At 67.4% G+C, this 18,041-nt stretch carries 15 protein-coding genes and 1 pseudogene; 12 read left to right on the top strand and 4 right to left on the bottom strand.

Annotation, left to right across the window (positions count from 1 at the left end; genetic code table 11):
- On the top strand, positions 1–741 hold the full coding sequence (locus tag BGI51_RS01595; RefSeq protein WP_187980110.1) for an S-methyl-5'-thioinosine phosphorylase: 741 nt from the start codon (positions 1–3) through the stop codon (positions 739–741).
- A 46-nt stretch (positions 742–787) separates the two neighbouring features.
- Here BGI51_RS01595 and mfd read toward each other — a convergent pair.
- Positions 788–4,236, bottom strand: a pseudogene (gene mfd / locus BGI51_RS01590) (transcription-repair coupling factor).
- Between the two features lie 154 nt (positions 4,237–4,390).
- On the opposite strand from mfd, the gene BGI51_RS01585 reads away from it, so the two are divergent.
- Together BGI51_RS01585 and sthA are read left to right on the top strand one after the other, a co-directional pair.
- Positions 4,391–5,833 (top strand): glyceraldehyde-3-phosphate dehydrogenase, encoded by a 1,443-nt coding sequence (locus tag BGI51_RS01585; RefSeq protein ID WP_158894588.1) that lies wholly within the window; start codon positions 4,391–4,393, stop codon positions 5,831–5,833.
- 210 nt (positions 5,834–6,043) lie between these two features.
- Positions 6,044–7,438 carry a Si-specific NAD(P)(+) transhydrogenase gene (gene sthA / locus BGI51_RS01580; protein ID WP_133862791.1) on the top strand — a complete coding sequence of 465 codons (1,395 nt, stop codon included), beginning with the start codon at positions 6,044–6,046 and terminating at the stop codon, positions 7,436–7,438.
- 305 nt (positions 7,439–7,743) lie between these two features.
- On the opposite strand, the gene BGI51_RS01575 is transcribed toward sthA, so the two are convergent.
- The 3 genes from BGI51_RS01575 to BGI51_RS01565 are packed head-to-tail and all read right to left on the bottom strand — an operon-like array spanning position 7,744 to position 9,307.
- Complete coding sequence (locus tag BGI51_RS01575) at positions 7,744–8,460, bottom strand: glycerophosphodiester phosphodiesterase (protein WP_187980109.1); 717 nt, start codon at positions 8,458–8,460, stop codon at positions 7,744–7,746.
- Positions 8,461–8,468: 8 nt separating this feature from the next.
- Positions 8,469–8,759, bottom strand: coding sequence for a phosphodiesterase (locus tag BGI51_RS01570; RefSeq protein ID WP_187980108.1), 291 nt, complete (start codon positions 8,757–8,759; stop codon positions 8,469–8,471).
- Positions 8,756–9,307, bottom strand: coding sequence for a PilZ domain-containing protein (locus tag BGI51_RS01565; protein ID WP_133862788.1), 552 nt, complete (start codon positions 9,305–9,307; stop codon positions 8,756–8,758). The genes BGI51_RS01570 and BGI51_RS01565 overlap by 4 nt, the downstream gene beginning before the upstream one ends.
- Before the next feature lie 107 nt (positions 9,308–9,414).
- On the opposite strand from BGI51_RS01565, the gene BGI51_RS01560 reads away from it, so the two are divergent.
- From BGI51_RS01560 to kdsB, 9 genes are all read left to right on the top strand, one after another.
- The gene (locus BGI51_RS01560) at positions 9,415–10,665 is read left to right on the top strand and encodes a lipoprotein-releasing ABC transporter permease subunit (RefSeq protein ID WP_133862787.1); all 1,251 of its coding nucleotides are present in this window, start codon (positions 9,415–9,417) and stop codon (positions 10,663–10,665) included.
- Complete coding sequence (lolD, locus tag BGI51_RS01555) at positions 10,658–11,359, top strand: lipoprotein-releasing ABC transporter ATP-binding protein LolD (protein WP_026083696.1); 702 nt, start codon at positions 10,658–10,660, stop codon at positions 11,357–11,359. The genes BGI51_RS01560 and lolD overlap by 8 nt, the downstream gene beginning before the upstream one ends.
- A 7-nt stretch (positions 11,360–11,366) precedes the next feature.
- Entirely contained in the window at positions 11,367–12,608 is a 1,242-nt protein-coding gene (locus tag BGI51_RS01550; RefSeq protein ID WP_187980107.1) for a lipoprotein-releasing ABC transporter permease subunit, read from the top strand.
- Positions 12,609–12,712: 104 nt separating this feature from the next.
- Complete coding sequence (locus tag BGI51_RS01545) at positions 12,713–14,953, top strand: DNA internalization-related competence protein ComEC/Rec2 (RefSeq protein WP_187980106.1); 2,241 nt, start codon at positions 12,713–12,715, stop codon at positions 14,951–14,953.
- A 48-nt stretch (positions 14,954–15,001) separates the two neighbouring features.
- On the top strand, positions 15,002–15,637 hold the full coding sequence (locus tag BGI51_RS01540) for a MotA/TolQ/ExbB proton channel family protein (RefSeq protein ID WP_059315847.1): 636 nt from the start codon (positions 15,002–15,004) through the stop codon (positions 15,635–15,637).
- Positions 15,634–16,074: an ExbD/TolR family protein gene (locus tag BGI51_RS01535; protein ID WP_187980105.1), complete on the top strand. Its 441-nt coding sequence runs from the start codon at positions 15,634–15,636 to the stop codon at positions 16,072–16,074. Before BGI51_RS01540 ends, BGI51_RS01535 begins: the two co-directional genes overlap by 4 nt.
- Positions 16,071–17,078, top strand: coding sequence for a tetraacyldisaccharide 4'-kinase (gene lpxK, locus BGI51_RS01530; protein ID WP_187980104.1), 1,008 nt, complete (start codon positions 16,071–16,073; stop codon positions 17,076–17,078). The genes BGI51_RS01535 and lpxK overlap by 4 nt, the downstream gene beginning before the upstream one ends.
- A gap of 14 nt (positions 17,079–17,092) precedes the next feature.
- Positions 17,093–17,278, top strand: a complete 186-nt coding sequence (locus BGI51_RS01525; RefSeq protein WP_007162406.1) for a Trm112 family protein — start codon at positions 17,093–17,095, stop codon at positions 17,276–17,278.
- A complete protein-coding gene (gene kdsB / locus BGI51_RS01520) occupies positions 17,275–18,039 on the top strand; it encodes a 3-deoxy-manno-octulosonate cytidylyltransferase (RefSeq protein WP_187980103.1) in 765 nt (254 codons plus the stop codon). Before BGI51_RS01525 ends, kdsB begins: the two co-directional genes overlap by 4 nt.
- Positions 18,040–18,041: the final 2 nt, after the last annotated feature.

The following is an 18,041-nucleotide window of genomic DNA, read 5'->3' as shown; positions in this document are numbered from 1 at the left end:
ATGACTACCTACGCCATCATCGGCGGCACCGGTCTCACCGCGCTCGCCGGCCTGGAGCTGGACCAGGCCCAGACCTTCGAGACGCCCTGGGGTGCGCCCTCGGCGCCCGTGCAGCGCGGCCACTATGCCGGCCTACCGGTGCTGTTCCTGGCCCGCCATGGCCATCCGCACCGCATTCCGCCGCACCAGGTCAACTACCGCGCCAATCTCTGGGCGCTCAGGGAAGCCGGCGCCGAGGCCATCGTCGCGGTGAATGCCGTGGGTGGCATCCATGCCGCCATGGGCAGTGGCCATCTGTGCGTGCCCCACCAGCTGGTGGACTACACCTGGGGGCGCGGCCATACCTTCTTCGAGGGCGCGGACCTTGCGCATGTCACCCACATCGACTTCAGCTTTCCCTACGACGAGCCCCTGCGCCAGCAGCTGCTGAATGCGCTGCGCAAGCTGCAGCTGCCGCACAGCGACCATGGCGTCTATGCCGCCACCCAGGGGCCACGCCTGGAAACGGCAGGAGAGATCGTCCGGCTGGAACGCGACGGCTGCGACATCGTCGGCATGACCGGGATGCCGGAAGCGGCCCTGGCGCGCGAACTGGGCCTGCCCTATGCCTGCCTGGCGCTGGTAGTGAATCCGGCGGCCGGCAAGGTGCAGCGGGAAATCACCATGGCCGAGATCGAAGCGGTCCTGGCCAGCGGCATCGACGAGGTGCGGCAGGTGCTGGCCGAGGTGCTGACGGGCTGATGGCGACCGAGCCGCTCCCGGGGATACCCGGCGAGCGGCTCTTCGATCAGCTGGCGGCGGGCGTCAGGCGATCGAACAGGGCTTCCAGGACGTTGAAGCGCTCTTCCGCCCGCTCCATCGGTACCTGGAACTTGAACAGGGTCGCGCCCTCCAGCCGATACTTCTTCGGCTGCGCCTGGATCATCTTCACCAGCACCAGTGGATCCACCTGGGTATCGGCGGCGAATTCCAGCCGCCCGCCCTGGGGGCCCGCATCCACCTTGACGATGCCCAGGCCTTCCGCGCGCAGCTTGAGCAGCGTCAGGCGCACCAGATTCTTGGTCGGTTCCGGCAGGAGGCCGAAGCGGTCGATCATCTCCACCTGTAGTTCCTTGAGGGCCTCTTCGTCCGCTGCCGAGGCGATGCGCTTGTAGAGGATCAGCCGCGCATGCACATCGGGCAGGTAGTCTTCCGGGATCAGCGCGGGGACGCGCATGTTGATGTCCGGACCGCCCCCAGGGGCTTTTCTAGGTTGGGCTGCTCGCCCTTGCGGATGGCCTTGACCGCGCGCTCCAGCATTTCCATGTAGAGGGTGAAACCCACCGCCTGGATCTGTCCGCTCTGGCCTTCGCCGAGCAGCTCGCCGGCGCCACGGATTTCCAGGTCGTGGGTCGCCAGGATGAAGCCGGCCCCCAGGTCCTGGGCGCCGGCAATGGCTTCCAGGCGCTTTTCGGCATCCGGCGTCATGCCCTTGCGGGGCGGCGTGAGCAGGTAGGCGTAGGCCTGGTGGTGACTGCGCCCGACCCGGCCGCGCAGCTGGTGCAGCTGGGCCAGGCCGAACTTGTCGGCGCGCTCGATGATGATGGTGTTGGCATTGGGCACGTCGATGCCGGTCTCGATGATGGTCGAGGCCACCAGCACGTTGAATCTCTTGTGGTAGAAGTCGCTCATCACCTGTTCGAGATCGCGTTCGCGCATCTGCCCGTGGCCGATGCCGACGCGGGCCTCGGGCACCAGCTCGGCCAGTTCGCGGGCGCGCTTCTCGATGGTCTTGACCTCGTTGTGCAGGAAGTACACCTGGCCGCCGCGCAGGAGCTCGCGCAGCAGGGCTTCCTTGATCACGGCGTTCTGCTCCTCCATGACGAAGGTGCGCACCGAAAGCCGGCGGGCTGGGGGCGTGGCGATGATGGACAGGTCGCGCATGCCGGCCACGGCCATGTTCAGGGTGCGCGGAATCGGCGTGGCGGTGAGGGTGAGGATGTCCACCTCGCTGCGCAGCGACTTCAGCTGTTCCTTCTGACGCACCCCGAAGCGGTGCTCCTCGTCGATGATGGCCAGGCCCAGGTCCTTGAACTTCACATCGCCCTGCAGCAGCTTGTGGGTGCCGATGATGATGTCGATCTTGCCATCGGCCAGCTCCCGCGCGGCGGCGGCGACTTCCTGGGCCGACTTGAAGCGGCTCATCACCTCGACGCGTACCGGCCAGTCGGCGAAGCGGTCGCGGAAGCTGTTGTAGTGCTGCTGGGCGAGGAGGGTGGTGGGGACCAGCACCGCCACCTGGCGACCGCCGTGCACGGCGATGAAGGCTGCGCGCATGGCCACCTCGGTCTTGCCGAAGCCCACGTCGCCGCAGACCAGGCGGTCCATGGGCGTGCCCGCCAGCATGTCCTTGTGCACCGCCTCGATGGCGGCCTGCTGGTCCGGCGTCTCCTCGAAGGGGAAGCCGGCGGAGAAGGTGGCGTAGTCGACGGCCGGGTCCCTGAAGGCATAGCCCTTGCGCGCGGCGCGGCGGGCATAGATGTCGAGCAGTTCGGCGGCCACGTCGCGTACCTGCTCGGCGGCCTTGCGCTTGGCCTTCTGCCAGGTCTCGGAACCCAGCTTGTGCAGGGGCGCCAGGGCATCGTCGGTGCCCGAATAGCGGGCGATCAGGTGCAGGCTGGCCACCGGCACATAGAGCTTGGCGTCGTCGGCGTATTCGAGCAGGAGGAATTCCTGAGGCTGGTCGTCCAGCTCCAGGGTGATCAGGCCCATGTAGCGGCCAACGCCATGGTCGATGTGCACTACCGGCGCGCCTTCGCGCAACTCGGTGAGATTCTTGATGACGTTCTCGCCGGCATCGCGACCCTTCTCGCGGCGGCGGCGCTGCATGATGCGCTGGCCGAACAACGGATTTTCCGGAATCAGGGCGACGCCGGCGTCATCCAGCACCAGGCCCTCGTCCAGTGGCGCCAGGGCGATGGCAATGCGCTCGGCGCTGGCCTGGAAGGCCGCCCAGCCCTCGACCTGGCCAGGGCGCAGATTCAGGCGGGCCAGCAACTCCAGCAGCACTTCGCGGCGGCCGGCGCTTTCCGCGGTGAACAGCACCCGGCCGGGGAAGTCGGTGATGAAGTGCTCCAGGGCCGCCAGCGGCTGGCTGGCCTTGGCGTCGATGGCCAGGTCCGGCAGGGCGCGGGCGGCGAAGCGCTCACGGCCCACGCCGGATTCCAGGTCGTCCGCGCCAATGACCACCCGCGGCCAGTTCTTCAGGCGGGCGAAGCAGTCTTCAACCGGCAGGAAGACATCGGCCGGCGGCAGCAGCGGCCGCTCCGGATCGACCCGGCGGTCTTCGTAGCGATTGCGGACATCGGTCCAGAATTGCTCGGCGGCCTGCTCGATGCCGGGCAGGGAAAACACCTGGGTGTTGGCCGGCAGATAGTCGAAGAGGGTCGAGGTTTCATCGAAGAACAGCGGCAGGTAGTACTCGATGCCCGCCGGCGTGATGCCGCTGGCCAGGTCCTGGTAGATGGGACAGCGGCGATAGTCCACGTCGAAGCGCTCGCGGAATCGCGCGCGAAAGCCGGTCACGGCTTCTTTATGCAGCGGAAATTCCCGCGCCGGCAGCAGGCGGATGCTGTCGACCTTGTCGATGGATCGCTGCGTTTCCGGATCGAAGGTGCGCAGCGTCTCGATCTCGTCGTCGAACAGGTCGATGCGGTAGGGCAGGTTGCTGCCCATGGGGAAGAGATCGATCAGGGCGCCTCGCACGGCGAACTCGCCATGTTCGTACACCGTATCCACATATCTATAGCCGGCTGCTTCCAGCCGTCCGCGGGTGGCTTCCACGTCCAGCCGCTGGCCGACGTCCAGCACCAGGCTGCTGCCGAGCAGGAAACGGGTGGGTGCCAGGCGGTGTAGGGCGGTCGCCAGAGGGACTACCAAAATACCGTGGGAGAGCTCCGGCAGCCTATAAAGAGTCGCGACGCGCTGGGAGATGATGTCCTGATGCGGCGAGAAGACATCGTAGGGCAGCGTCTCCCAATCGGGAAAATTCAGCACCGGCAACCGGGGGGCGAAGAAGCGCAGTTCCTGCTCCAGGCGATCAGCGGTCTGGCTGTCCTGGGTGATCAGCAGGGTGAAGCGGCGAGTCGCGGCCTTGGCGGCTTCAGCGATGGCGAGGGCTAGCGCGGCGCCGGGCAGATTGCCCCACTGCTGGCGGCCGGCGGTTTCAGGAATTGACGGGGTACGCAAAACTGACACGCGGGCGGAACTCCGGTGGATTTCGGGAGGGTTGGGATTGTAACGACCGGGCTTTCGCGCTGTCAGTGCAGCGACGCGCGTAGATTGCCTGGGAGAGGCAGCGCGGTCATAATGTAGTTCCTTTTTTCAGCTCCTACATAGGGAAGGATTTGTCGTGAGTCAGAAGCCTGAGCAGTGCCTTGAAGAATGGATCGATCGCGAAGCGCTCGCCGAGGCCATGATTCCCCTGATTGGTCAGCTGTACCGTAACAACAATGTTGTGACCTCGATTTACGGTCGCGGTTTGGTCAACCGTTCGGTGATCTCCATTCTCAAGGCCCACCGGTTCGCCCGCCAGATCGACAACGTCGAGCTGTCCGTGCAGGACACCTACCCGCTGGTGAAGGCCCTGAGCGAGCTGGAACTGGGCGCCGCCTCCATCGACCTGGCCCGCCTGAGCCTGAAGTTCAAGGCCGAAGCCGCCGGTCGCGACCTCAAGGACTTCCTGCGCAGCGAGCTGTCCGCCGTGGTCGGCAAGCAGGGCGTCGAGCAGCGCAAGGGCAAGGACGTCGTGCTCTACGGCTTCGGTCGTATCGGCCGGCTGCTGGCGCGCATCCTCATCGAGCACCAGGGTAGCGGCGACGGCCTGCGCCTGCGCGCCATCGTCGTGCGCAAGGGCGCCGACAACGACCTGGTCAAGCGTGCCAGCCTGCTGCGTCGCGATTCCGTGCACGGTTCCTTCGACGGCACCATCACCGTCGACGAAGCCAACAGCACCCTGTGCGCCAACGGCACCCTGATCAAGGTGATCTACTCCAACGATCCCACCACCGTCGACTACACCGCGTACGGCATCCAGGATGCCATCGTGGTCGACAACACCGGCAGATGGCGCGATGCCGAAGGCCTGGGCCAGCACCTCAAGTGCAAGGGCGTCTCCCGCGTGGTGCTGACCGCACCCGGCAAGGGCAGCTTGAAGAACATCGTGCATGGCATCAACCATGACACCATCACCGCCGAAGACACCATCGTCACCGCGGCCTCCTGCACCACCAACGCCATCGTGCCGATCCTGAAGGCGGTCAACGACAAGTACGGCATCGTCAACGGTCACGTCGAGACCGTGCACTCGTACACCAACGACCAGAACCTGATCGACAACTTCCACAAGGGCGATCGCCGTGGCCGCAGCGCCGCGCTGAACATGGTGATCACCGAGACCGGCGCCGCCAAGGCCGTGGCCAAGGCCCTGCCGGAACTGGCTGGCAAGCTGACCGGCAACGCCATCCGCGTGCCGACGCCCAACGTTTCCATGGCGATCCTCAACCTGAACCTGGAAAACGGCACCAGCAAGGACGAGATCAACGAGTACCTGCGCGAAATGGCGCTGCACTCGCCGCTGCACAAGCAGATCGATTTCGTGAACTCGCCGGAAGTGGTCTCCAGCGACTTCGTCGGCTCCCGTCATGCGGGCGTGGTCGATGCCGGTGCCACCATCGTCAGCGACAACCGTGTCGTCCTCTATGTCTGGTACGACAACGAGTTCGGTTACAGCTGCCAGGTCGTGCGGGTGCTGGAAGAGATGGCGGGGGTCAATCCGCCGGCCTTCCCGGCCTGAGTCTTGCGCGCTAGGCGAGGCTGACTTGCAAGAAAAAACGGGAGCCCACGCGGCTCCCGTTTTCGTTTTGACCGGGTTTTGCGCCACAATAGCGGCCCGTGACAAGAGGTCGCAGCCCCCTGGGGGCGATCTCGCGTCGGATCCGGCCTCGCATGAGGTGGTCCGGCTCCAGCCGTCGCCTGCGGACGGCTAACCTTCTGAGGAGAAAGCATGGCGGTCTATAGCTACGACGTGGTGGTACTGGGTTCGGGACCGGCCGGCGAGGGCGCGGCGATGAACGCCGCCAAGAATGGCCGCCGCGTGGCGGTGGTGGACAATCGCCAGGTGGTCGGCGGCAACTGCACCCACCTGGGCACCATTCCCTCCAAGGCCCTGCGCCATTCGGTCAAGCAGATCATCCAGTTCAACACCAACGAGATGTTCCGCTCCATCGGCGAGCCGCGCTGGTTCTCCTTTCCCGACGTGCTGCGCAGCGCCGAGCGGGTGATCGCCCGGCAGGTGTCGTCTCGTACCGGCTACTACGCGCGCAACCGGGTCGACCTGTTCTTCGGCACCGCCAGCTTCGCCGACGACAACACCATCGAGATCGTCAACCTGCGCGGTGACCTGGAGCGCCTGGTGGCCAAGCAGGTCGTCATCGCCACCGGTTCGCGTCCCTATCGCCCGGTGGACGTGGACTTCAGCCATCCGCGCATCTACGACAGCGACACCATCCTGTCGCTGACCCATACCCCGCGCCGGCTGATCATCTACGGCGCCGGGGTGATCGGCAGCGAATACGCCTCCATCTTCAGCGGCCTCGGCGTGCTGGTGGACCTGATCGACAACCGCGACCAGCTGCTCAGCTTCCTCGACGACGAAATCTCCGACGCCCTGAGTTATCACCTGCAGAACAACAATGTGCTCATTCGCCACAACGAGGAGTACGAGCGCATCGAAGGCCAGGAAAACGGCGTCGTCCTGCATCTGAAGTCCGGCAAGAAGCTGCGCGCCGATGCCCTGCTGTGGTGTAACGGCCGGACCGGCAACACCGACCAGCTGGGCTTGCAGAACGTGGGCATCTCGGTCAACAGCCGGGGCCAGGTCACCGTCGACGAGAACTACCGGACCTCGGTCGCCAACATCTATGCGGCGGGCGACGTCATCGGCTGGCCGAGTCTGGCCAGTGCCGCCTACGACCAGGGGCGTTCGGCGTCGGACAACATCCTGCACGACAACAATGGGCGGGTGGTCAACGACATCCCCACCGGCATCTACACCATTCCCGAGATCAGTTCGCTGGGCAAGACCGAGCGCGAGCTGACCCAGGAAAAGGTGCCCTACGAGGTTGGCAAGGCCTTCTTCAAGAGCATGGCGCGGGCGCAGATCTCCGGCGAACCGGTGGGCATGCTGAAGATCCTTTTCCACCGCGAGACCCTGCAGGTGCTGGGCGTGCACTGCTTCGGCGACCAGGCGTCGGAGATCCTGCACATCGGCCAGGCGATCATGAACCAGGAAGGTGCGGCGAACAGCATCCGCTATTTCGTCAACACCACCTTCAACTACCCGACCATGGCCGAGGCCTACCGGGTGGCGGCCTTCGATGGGTTGAATCGGCTGTTCTGAGTCGGCCTAGGTTGGGCGGACGGAGGCAAATGTCCGCTCGGCTAGCCCCCTCTCCCCTCGGGAGAGGGCTGGGGTGAGGGTACCCCCGTAGCAGCCTCCAGTGGAAAAGGCTGCGCCGTTTTCCACGCTACGGTTCTGCGTCGGCTTATATCGCGGCCATGACGGTCCGCCGATGCGGCCGCTCCTACGGTAACGTTCGTGCCTGTAGGAGCGGCCCATGGCCGCGATGGCCAGATTTGGCTTTCGTAGGTTGGGTTGAGCGCAGCGAAGCCCAACACGTCCCGGGCTTCGACCTGCGCCAGCGCCTACCCCAACGTCCGTCGCGCCAGGCTCGGGAAGTCGGTGATCAGGCTGTCCGCGCCGAAGTCGGCCAGGCGGCGCATCAGGCTGGCGTCGTTCACCGTCCAGACCGAGACATGCAAGCCCTGGCGCTGGGCCTTGAGCAGCCGCTCCGGGGTGCACAGCGTCCAGTTCAGCGCCAGCAGGTGGCAGTCGTAGTGAGCGGCCACCTTGAGCGGATCCAGCCAGGCGTACTCTGCCACCAGCCCACGCGCCAGATGCGGCGTATCGCGCTGCAGGGCGCGCAGGACCTCGCGCGAGGCGCTGGTCACGGTGATCCTGTCCTGCAGGCCGAATTCCTCGACCAGCTGGGCGATGGCCCTGACGGTCTGCGCCGCCCGCACCCGCGAGGCGCTCTTCACCTCCAGCTGCCAGTGGTCGAAGGCGCACTTCTCGAACAGTTCGCGCAGGGTCGGAATTGGGCAGGGGCGTGGCCAGACCGGGCCGCCCTGGCGGGCATCCAGGGCGACCAGATCGGCGACGGCCTTTTCGCTGACCTTGCCGCCTCGCCCGGTGGTACGTTTCAGGGTCGGGTCATGAATCACCACCAGCTCGCCGTCCCGGGAGAGGTGCAGATCCAGTTCGCAGCGCCGGACGCCCAGCTCCAGGCACAGCTCGAAACCGGCCAGGGTATTTTCCGGGGCTTCGCCGCGGGCACCGCGGTGTCCGTAAATGAGGGTCATGGGGGCTCCTAGGGTGACGGGACCGGGCGCCGCGGTTCACGGACCGCGTCCAGCACCCGATCGTTTTCGAAATAGACGCTGAAATCTCTGTAGTCCCAGCGGCGAATCGCCGGGCGTCCGACCGGAGGATGCTCCTGGTCGGGCAGGCCGAAGCGCTCCAGAACCTGGCTGCAACTGTCGCCGCGCAGGGGCAGCGGGGTACTGCCATCGCCCTGCTGGCCCAGCGGGATCTGCAGGGTCTCGGCCCAGCCGGGCAGGGCGGTACCGAGCAGCAGGGCCGCCAGCCAGGGGCGTTTCACGCCTCGTCTCCACGGTCGGCGCGGCGTACCCGGGCCTGCTGACGCAGGACATGGCGCGCCAGCAACTGGCGCTGGGCGTCTTCCAGGTCGATGAAGCTGGTGCCGATCTCGTACCCGCCGGCCACGGCCTGGCAACCGGTCACCTCCGCCAGCACCTGCAGGCCCAGGCCCTGGGGCGGCAATGCCATGCGCAGGTCGAGTCGGGTGCCCAGGGTGTAGGGCTCGGCATCGACGAAGGCCAGGCCGCCCTCGGACAGCACCACGTCGCGGGTGGCGCCGCTGTCGTGCAGCAGATTCCAGGTAAAGGCCTGGCCGAGCAGGTCCAGGCGCTTGTTCACCAGGCGCAGGCAGGCGGTAACGGCGCGGTCGCGCTCGTCCAGATTGCGCAGCAGGTGACGGGATTCGAATTCCAGCTGATGCAGTTCGCTCAGGAGTGCGAACAAGGGCGCGGTCTCGCCGGGGACCCCGTCGGCAGGGCTGATTTGCAGTGCGATACGGTCGGTGATGCGATAGTATTCCCGCCGTTCACGCGCGTCTGGGGTGGTCATGTCGGGCCGCTCCGTGGGTGATGGCCCCGAGTGTAGCCGGCGAGCCGGCACGGTGTCGCCGTCCAACCCGCAGGGCGCCTACGTCTTTCCGCCGTGCAAGCGAGCCTATGTTCAGACCCCTGCCGATCTACCTTGGCCTGCGTTACGTCCGCGCCAAGCGCCGCAACCATTTCGTCTCCTTCATCTCGCTCACCTCCATGATCGGCCTGGCCCTCGGCGTGGTCGTCATGATCGTGGTGCTGTCGGTCATGAACGGCTTCGATCGCGAGATGCGCGATCGCGTCCTCGGCATGATTCCCCATGCCACGGTGGAGTCCTACCAGCCGGTGCCTGACTGGCGCAGCGTGCGCGAGCTGGCGCTGCAGAACAGCCAGGTGGCCGCGGTGGCGCCCTTCACCCAGTTGCAGGGCATGCTGGCCCACGACAAGGCGGTGCAGACGGTGTTGCTCAACGCCATCGATCCGGCCGAGGAACCCAAGGTCTCGATCATCCCCAGCTTCATGCGCGAGGGCCGGCTCGACGACCTCAAGCCGGGTGAATTCGGCATCATCATCGGTTCCCTGGCCGCCGAGAAACTGGGCGTGAAGGTTGGCGACAAGCTCACCTACATCGCCCCGGAAGTGGCCGTGACCCCCGCCGGCATGTTTCCGCGCATGAAGAGATTCACCGTGGTGGGCATCTTCAGCGTCGGCGCCGGCGAGCTGGACGGCTCGGTGGGCCTGATCGACATCGAAGACGCCGCGCGGCTGCAGCGCTGGCCGGCGAACGCGGTGCAGGGCGTACGCCTCAAGCTGCACGACCTGTTCCAGGCGCCGGACGTGTCCTGGAACATCGCTCGCCAGCTGCCGGGCAAGGACTGGTACGCCCGCGACTGGACCCGTACCCACGGCAATCTCTATCAGGCCATCGGCATGGAAAAGACCATGATCGGCCTGCTGCTGCTGCTGATCGTCGCCGTGGCCGCCTTCAACATCGTCTCCACCCTGGTGATGGTGGTGACCGACAAGAAATCCGACATCGCCATCCTGCGCACCCTGGGCGCCACGCCCCGGCAGATCATGGCGGTGTTCATGGTCCAGGGGACCTTCATCGGCGTCATCGGCACCGCCATCGGCTGCCTGCTGGGCGTGCTCGCCGCGCTCAACGTCAGTGCCGCCCTGGCCTGGGTGCAACGGATCACCGGGCACCAGTTCCTCAACGCCGAGGTGTATTTCATCGACTACCTGCCGGCGCAGCTGCAGCTGCACGACGTCCTGCTGGTCTGCGGCGCGTCCTTCGCCCTGAGCTTCCTGGCCACGCTCTATCCCTCCTGGAGCGCCGCCCGTACCCAACCCGCCGAGGCCCTGCGTTATGAATGATCGAGCCGTTTTGCGTTGCCAGGACCTGGGCAAGCGCTACGAGGAAGGCCCCCAGACCGTCGAGGTGCTGAGCAATGTCCAGCTGACCCTGCAACCGGGCGAGCGGGTGTCCATCGTCGGCAGTTCGGGGTCGGGCAAGACCACCCTGCTGAATCTGCTCGGCGGCCTCGACACCCCTAGCAGCGGTAGTGTCTGGCTCGATGGCGAAGAGCTGTCGGCGCTGAACGAGAAGGCCCGTGGCCTCTTGCGCAATCGCGCCATGGGCTTCGTCTACCAGTTCCACCACCTGCTGCCCGAATTCAGCGCCCTGGAAAACGTCTGCATGCCGCTGCTGATCGGCAAGGCCTCCATCGGCGAAGCCCGCGAGCGCGCCGCCAAGTTGCTGGAGCGGGTCGGTCTCGGTCATCGCCTGGGCCACAAGCCGGCCGAGCTGTCCGGTGGCGAGCGCCAGCGCGTGGCCATCGCCCGGGCGCTGGTCAACCAGCCCAAGCTGGTACTGCTCGACGAACCCACCGGCAACCTCGATCAGCACACCGCCCATGGCATCCAGGACCTGATGCTGGAACTGTCCACCTCGCTGCGCACCGCCTTCCTGGTGGTGACCCACGATCAGGTGCTGGCTGGCCAGATGGATCGGATGCTGCGCCTGGACGAAGGCCATCTGGTCGACGCCACGCCGGCCCGGCAGGTCTGAGGTCGCCATGTTCAGACCGCTTTCGCTGTTCATCGGCCTGAGATACACCCGCGCCAAGCGGCGCAAGTCGTTCATCTCCTTCTTCTCGCTGGTTTCCATGTTCGGCCTGGCGCTGGGCGTGCTGGCCATGATCCTGGTGCTGTCGGTGATGAACGGCTTCCAGGAAGAAATGCGCGGCCGCATCCTCGGCATGGTGCCCCATGCCTTCATCAGTGGTGCCCAGCCGCTGGACGACTGGCGCCCGCTGGCGGCCAAGGCCGAGCAGCAGCCCCATGTGCTGGCGGCGGTGCCCTATACCCAGTTGCAGGGCATGCTTTCGGTACGGGGTCGCATGCAGCCGCTGCTGGTGGACGGCATCGATCCGGCCCAGGAAAAGCGCGTGTCCATCGTCGGCGAACGCATGACCCAGGGCAGTCTCGACGCCCTCAAGCCCGGTGAATTCGGCATCGTGCTGGGCGAGATCGCCGCGCGACGCTTCCAGCTGGAGCTGGGCAGCCAGGTCACGGTGATCATCCCCGAGGTCGGCGCCACCGGCAGCATCACCCCGCGGCTGCGGCGCTTCACCGTGGTCGGTACCTTCAAGGTCGGCGCCGAGCTGGATGCCTCCCTGGCCCTGATCAACGTCGCCGATGCCGCCCCGCTCAAGGGCTGGCAGCCGGGCCAGGTGGAAAGCATCCGCCTGGCGCTGGACGATCTGTTCCAGGCGCCGCGCATCTCCCGCGACGTGGCCAAGGCCCTCGGCGACGGCTACCAGGCGCGTGACTGGACGATCTCCCAGGGCAGTCTGTTCCAGGCCATGCAGATGGAAAAGACCATGATCGGCCTGCTGCTCCTGCTGATCGTCGCCGTGGCCGCCTTCAACATCATCGCCACCCTCATCATGGTGGTGGCCGACAAGAAGGCCGATATCGCCATCCTGCGCACCCTGGGCGCCACGCCCGGGCAGATCATGGCGGTGTTCATGGTGCAGGGCACGGTGATCGGCCTGGTCGGTACCCTGATCGGCGGCGTGCTGGGCGTCATCGCGGCACTCAACGTCAGCAGCTGGATCGCCGCCCTGGAGCGTCTGGTCGGCCACAAGCTGTTTGGTGGTGACATGTACTTCATCAGCAACCTGCCGTCGCGGCTGGAGCTGGAAGACGTGGTGCTGATCGCCGTGGCCGCCCTGAGCATGAGTTTCCTGGCGACCCTCTATCCCGCCTGGCGCGCCTCGCGCACCTCACCGGCCGAAGCCCTGCGCTACGACTGATCTCCTGCCGGGCCAGGCGGCGCTACGCCCCTGGCCCTACGGCGTCCAAGCTGCTCTAATCCGCGCTTCCGAAGCTCTTTTGGCTCTCCAAGGATGGAGTCCTGATGCGCGCCGCTCTGCTGTCCTTCGCCCTGGGCGTGCTGCTCCTGCGCGCCTTCGCCACACTGCCGTCGCTATCCCTGCTGGCGGCCCTCGCGGCGGTGGCCCTGGTGCTCCTGTTCACCCGCTTCCTGGCGCTCGGTGCCTTCGGGCTGGGCCTGGCCTGGGCGCTGCTCAATGGTCACTGGGCGCTGGACGATCGCCTGGATCCGACGCTGGAACAGCGGGTGCTGTGGATCGACGGCGAGATCAGCGGCCTGCCCACGGTGGAGGCCGACTCGGTGGGTTTCGTGCTCGCCGGGGCAACCAGCCGCCGCGCGCTGAAGCTGCCGGCGCGGATCCGCCTGAGCTGGCACGGCGGGCCGCGCCCACTGGCCGGCGAACGCTGGCGCCTGGCCGCGGAGCTGCGCGGCCCCGCGGGTCTGGTCAACCCCCTCGGGCAGGATCGCGAAGCCTGGCTGCTGGCCCAGGGCATAGGCGCCACCGGCAGCGTCAAGGATGGCCAGCGCCTGGCCGCCGCCAGTGGCCTGGCGACCTGGCGCGACGGCATCCGGCAATACCTGCAGACGCGGGATCCGGCGGGGCAGGGTGGGCTGCTCGCCGCCCTGGTGGTGGGCGACGGCTCGGGTATCACCACTGCCCAGTGGCAGCTGTTCCAGGACACCGGCACCGTGCACCTGATGGTGATCTCCGGGCAGCACATCGGCCTGATCGCCCTAGGCGTTTATGCCGGGGTGGTCCTTCTGGCACGCCGTGGCCTCTGGCCGCGTCAACTGCCCTGGCGTCTGTCCGCGGCGGTGCTGACGATCGCCACCGCACTGGGCTACGGACTGCTGGCCGGCTTCGAGGTGCCGGTGCAGCGGGCCTGCGTCATGGTCACCCTGGGCCTGCTCTGGCAACTCGGGCGCCAGCAGGTGCGGCTGGCGGACGCGGTCCTGCTGGCCCTGGCACTGGTGCTGGCCGCCAATCCGCTGGTCAGTCTGCTGCCCGGATTCTGGCTGTCCTTTGGCGCCGTGCTGTTGCTGCTGTGGAGCTTTGCCGGCCGCCTGGGCCGATTGCCCTGGTGGCTCACCCTCGGGCGCGCTCAGTGGTGCATGGCCGTGGGCCTGGCGCCGCTGCTCCTGGCGCTGGGCCTGCCCCTGAGTCCGAGCGGCCCGCTGGCCAATGCCCTGGCCGTGCCGCTGATGGACCTGGCCATCGTGCCCCTGGCGCTGGCGGGGACCCTGCTGTCCCTGCTCTGGTCGCCGCTGGGGACGCCGGCCTTGCTGCTGGCGGGTGGCCTGCTGCAGGGGCTGCTCTGGCTGCTGAGCGGCTTGGCGCACCTGGCTGCAGCCTGGCAGCCGGTCCTCGCGCCCGCCTGGGCGCTGTGGCTGGCGGGGCTGGGGGCGCTGCTGGCGCTACTGCCCGCGGGTGTGCCGCTACGAGGCTTCGGCGTGCTGCTGATGCTGCCGGGGCTGTTTCCCCCGTCGCCGGTACCCGCGGCGGGGCTGGCGCGGATCACCGTGCTGGACGTGGGGCAGGGCCTGGCGGTGCTGGTGCGCACCCGCGACCATGCGCTGCTCTACGACGCCGGGCCGCGCCAGGGCAGCTATGACAGCGGCGCCCGGGTCGTCCTGCCCAACCTGCAGGCCCTTGGCATCGACACCCTGGACGTCATGCTGCTCAGTCATGCCGATGCCGACCACGCCGGCGGTGCGCCGGCCGTGGCCAGAGGACTGCCGCCAGGACAGGTACTCAGCGGCGAGGCGGGTCGGCTCCAGCCGGAATTGCACGCGCGGGATTGCACGGATGGGGCCGAGTGGCGCTGGAACGAGGTCGTCTTCACCACCTGGTGGCACCCCGCGGCGGATTCCAACGCCTCCTCCTGCGTGCTCAGCGTCGCCGCGAGGGGCGAGCGCCTGCTGCTGACCGGCGACATCGATGCCCGCCGTGAAGCCGAGCTGGTGGCCAGCGGGGTGCCGCTGGCAGCCGAGTGGCTGGTCGCTCCGCACCATGGCAGTCGCAGCGGTTCCAGCGCCGCCTTCATCGACGCCGTCCAGCCGCGCGGCGTACTGATCTCCCGGGGGCTGAACAATCGCTATGGCCATCCCCATCCCCAGGTGCTGGCGCGCTATCGCGAGCGCGGCGTGCTGCCCTACGACACCGCCGCGCTGGGCGCCCTGAGCTGGACCCTGGGTCGCTGGGAGGTACCGCACGGGCAGCGCCAGGTGCGGCATTGGTGGCGGATAGGCCCGCCGACACCCTGAGGCGTTCGTGCTAGAGTGGCCGCATTTTGCGGCAGGGGTAACGCTCTCGTGTTCGAAATGGTCAAAGCTGGCGGCTGGATGATGCTGCCGATCATCCTCAGTTCCATCCTGGCCACGGCCATCATCGCCGAGCGGCTGTGGACCCTGAGACGCAGCCGGGTGGCACCGCCGACGCTGCTCGCCCAGGTCTGGCGCTGGATCCAGGACAAGCAGCTCAATGCCGAGCGGCTGCGCGAATTGCGCGCCGGATCGCCCCTGGGCGACATCCTCGCCGCGGGCCTGACCAACTCCCGTCATGGCCGCGACATCATGAAGGAAGCCATCGAGGAAGCCGGCAGCCGCGTGGTGCACGACCTCGAACGCTATCTCAACACCCTCGGCAGCATCGCCGCCCTGGCACCCCTGATGGGCCTGCTCGGCACGGTGTTCGGCATGATCGACATCTTCAGCGCCTTCATGAACGACGGCATGGCCAATGCGCCCATCCTCGCCGGCGGCATCTCCAAGGCGCTGGTCACCACCGCCACCGGCCTGCTGGTGGCGATTCCCGCGGTGTTCTTCCATCGCTACCTGCTGCGCCGGGTCGATGAGCTGGTGGTCGGAATGGAGCAGGAAGCGGTCAAGCTGGTGGACATCCTCCACGGCGATCGCGAGGTGGACGTCCGCGAAGGGGCTCCGGCGTGAAATTCCGTCGCCGCGCCGGGGGCGCCGCCCGCGAAGAGATCTATATCAACCTGGCCTCCTTCATCGACGTCATCTTCGTCCTGCTGCTGTTCTTCGTGGTGACCGCGACCTTCAGCAAGCCCAGCCAGCTGAAGATCGAACTGCCCGAGGCCGACAGCGCCGCAGCGGCCGCCAACCAGGCCAAGACCCTGGAAATCAGCATCACCGCCGAAGGCCAGATGGCGCTCAACGGCCAGACCCTGGCGCGCAACGACCTGACCGGCCTGACCACCGCGCTGCAGCGTGAATCCGGCGGCGACAACAGCCTGCCGCTGGTGATCACCGCCGATGGCCGCGCCACCCACCAGTCGGTGGTCATGGCCATGGACGCTGCCGGCAAGCTGGGTTTCAGCCAGTTGCGCATCACCACCCTCGAGGCCCAGGCGAAGCGTCCGTGAGCCTGGGTGAGCGCCTGGTCCGCGCCTGGTACCAGGGGCATCCGGCCCTGAGCCTGCTGGCGCCGCTCGAAGCCCTCTATCGGCAGGTCGCCCGGCGCAAGCGCCGGCGGTTCCTGGCGGGGCAGGGCAGCATCCATCGCGCGCCGGTGCCGGTCATCGTGGTGGGCAATCTCACCGTCGGCGGTACCGGCAAGACGCCCATGATCCTCTGGCTGATCGGCCACCTGCGCGCGCGCGGGCTGAGGGTCGGGGTGGTCAGCCGGGGCTATGGCGCCACGCCGCCGAGTCTACCCTGGCGGGTGCGGGCCACCGACACCGCCGCCGTCGCCGGCGACGAGCCGCTGCTGATCGTGCAGCGCACCGGGGTGGCCTTGGTCACGGATCCCGATCGTGGGCGCGCCGTCGAACGCCTGCTCGCCGAGGAGCGGCTCGATATCATTCTCAGCGACGACGGCCTGCAGCACTATCGCCTGGCCCGCGACCTGGAACTGGTGATGGTCGATGCGGCGCGCGGCTTCGGCAATGGCCGCTGCCTGCCGGCCGGGCCGCTGCGCGAACCCCTGGAGCGGCTGGCCGAGGTGGACGCCGTGATCCACAACGGCGCCACTGTCGATCCTGCCGACGGCTACGGCCTGACCCTGCAGCCCAGCGCCCTGGTCAATCTGCGCAGCGGCGAGACGCGATCGCTGGATTTCTTTCCCCCGGGGCAGCGCCTGCACGCCCTGGCCGGCATCGGCAACCCCGGCCGTTTCTTCGCCACCCTCGAAGGACTACACTGGCAGCCGTTGCCCCATGCCTTCGCCGATCACGCCACCTACAGCGCGGCAGAGCTGGCCTTCACCCCGGCGCTGCCGCTGGTGATGACCGAGAAGGACGCGGTCAAGTGCCGGTCCTTCGCCGCCGCCGACTGGTGGTACCTGGCGGTGGACGCCCAGCCCTCGGCCGCTTTCGTCGCCTGGCTGGATGGGCGTCTCGACCGGCTCCTGCCCGAACACTCTCACTGACGGAATCTTCGCCCATGGATCTCAAGCTGCTGGACATCCTCGCCTGCCCCCTGACCAAGAGCCCGCTGATCTTGAGCGACGACAAGACCGAGCTCATCAGCAAGGCCGCCGGCCTGGCCTTCCCGATTCGCGACGGCATCCCGGTGATGCTGGAAAGCGAGGCGCGCATCATCACCACGGATGAGCGTCTGGACAAATGAGCACCGCGTTCACCGTCGTCATCCCGGCGCGGCTCGCCAGCACCCGACTGCCCAACAAGCCGCTGCTCGACATCGCCGGCAAGCCGATGATCCAGCACGTCTGGGAGCAGGCCCGGCGCAGTGGCGCCGAGCAGGTGGTGGTGGCGACCGACCACGACGACATCCTGCGTGCCTGCGAAGGCTTTGGCGCGCGTGTCCTGCTGACCCGTGCCGATCATGCTTCGGGCACCGATCGCCTGGCCGAGGTGGCCGAGCTGCTCGGCCTGGCCGCTGACGCCCTGGTGGTCAACGTCCAGGGCGACGAGCCGCTGATACCACCGGCGGTGATCGACCAGGTGGCCAATAATCTCGCTGCCCATCCCGAAGCCGGCGTGGCCACCCTGGCCGAGCCGATCGCGGACGTCGACAGCCTGTTCAATCCCAATGTGGTCAAGGTGAGCACCGACCTGAACGGCCTGGCGCTGACCTTCAGCCGGGCGCCGCTGCCCTGGGCGCGCAATGCCTTCGCCGCTGATCGCGCGCAGCTGCCCCAGGGCTTTTCCTACCGTCGCCACATCGGCATCTACGCCTATCGCGCCGGCTTCCTCGCCGATTTCGTCAGCTGGGGTCCCTGCGCCCTGGAAGAGACCGAAGCCCTGGAGCAATTGCGCGCCCTCTGGCACGGCGTGCGTATCCATGTCGCCGATGCCCTGGAAGCGCCCCAGGCCGGCGTGGATACCCGAGAAGATCTCGAGCGCGTCAGACGCCTGCTGGGAGCCTAGAT

Source organism: Pseudomonas oryzihabitans (assembly GCF_014522265.1).
Classification (GTDB): Bacteria; Pseudomonadota; Gammaproteobacteria; order Pseudomonadales; family Pseudomonadaceae; genus Chryseomonas; species Chryseomonas aestiva.
This window is presented reverse-complemented; position numbering and strand designations above follow the sequence as displayed.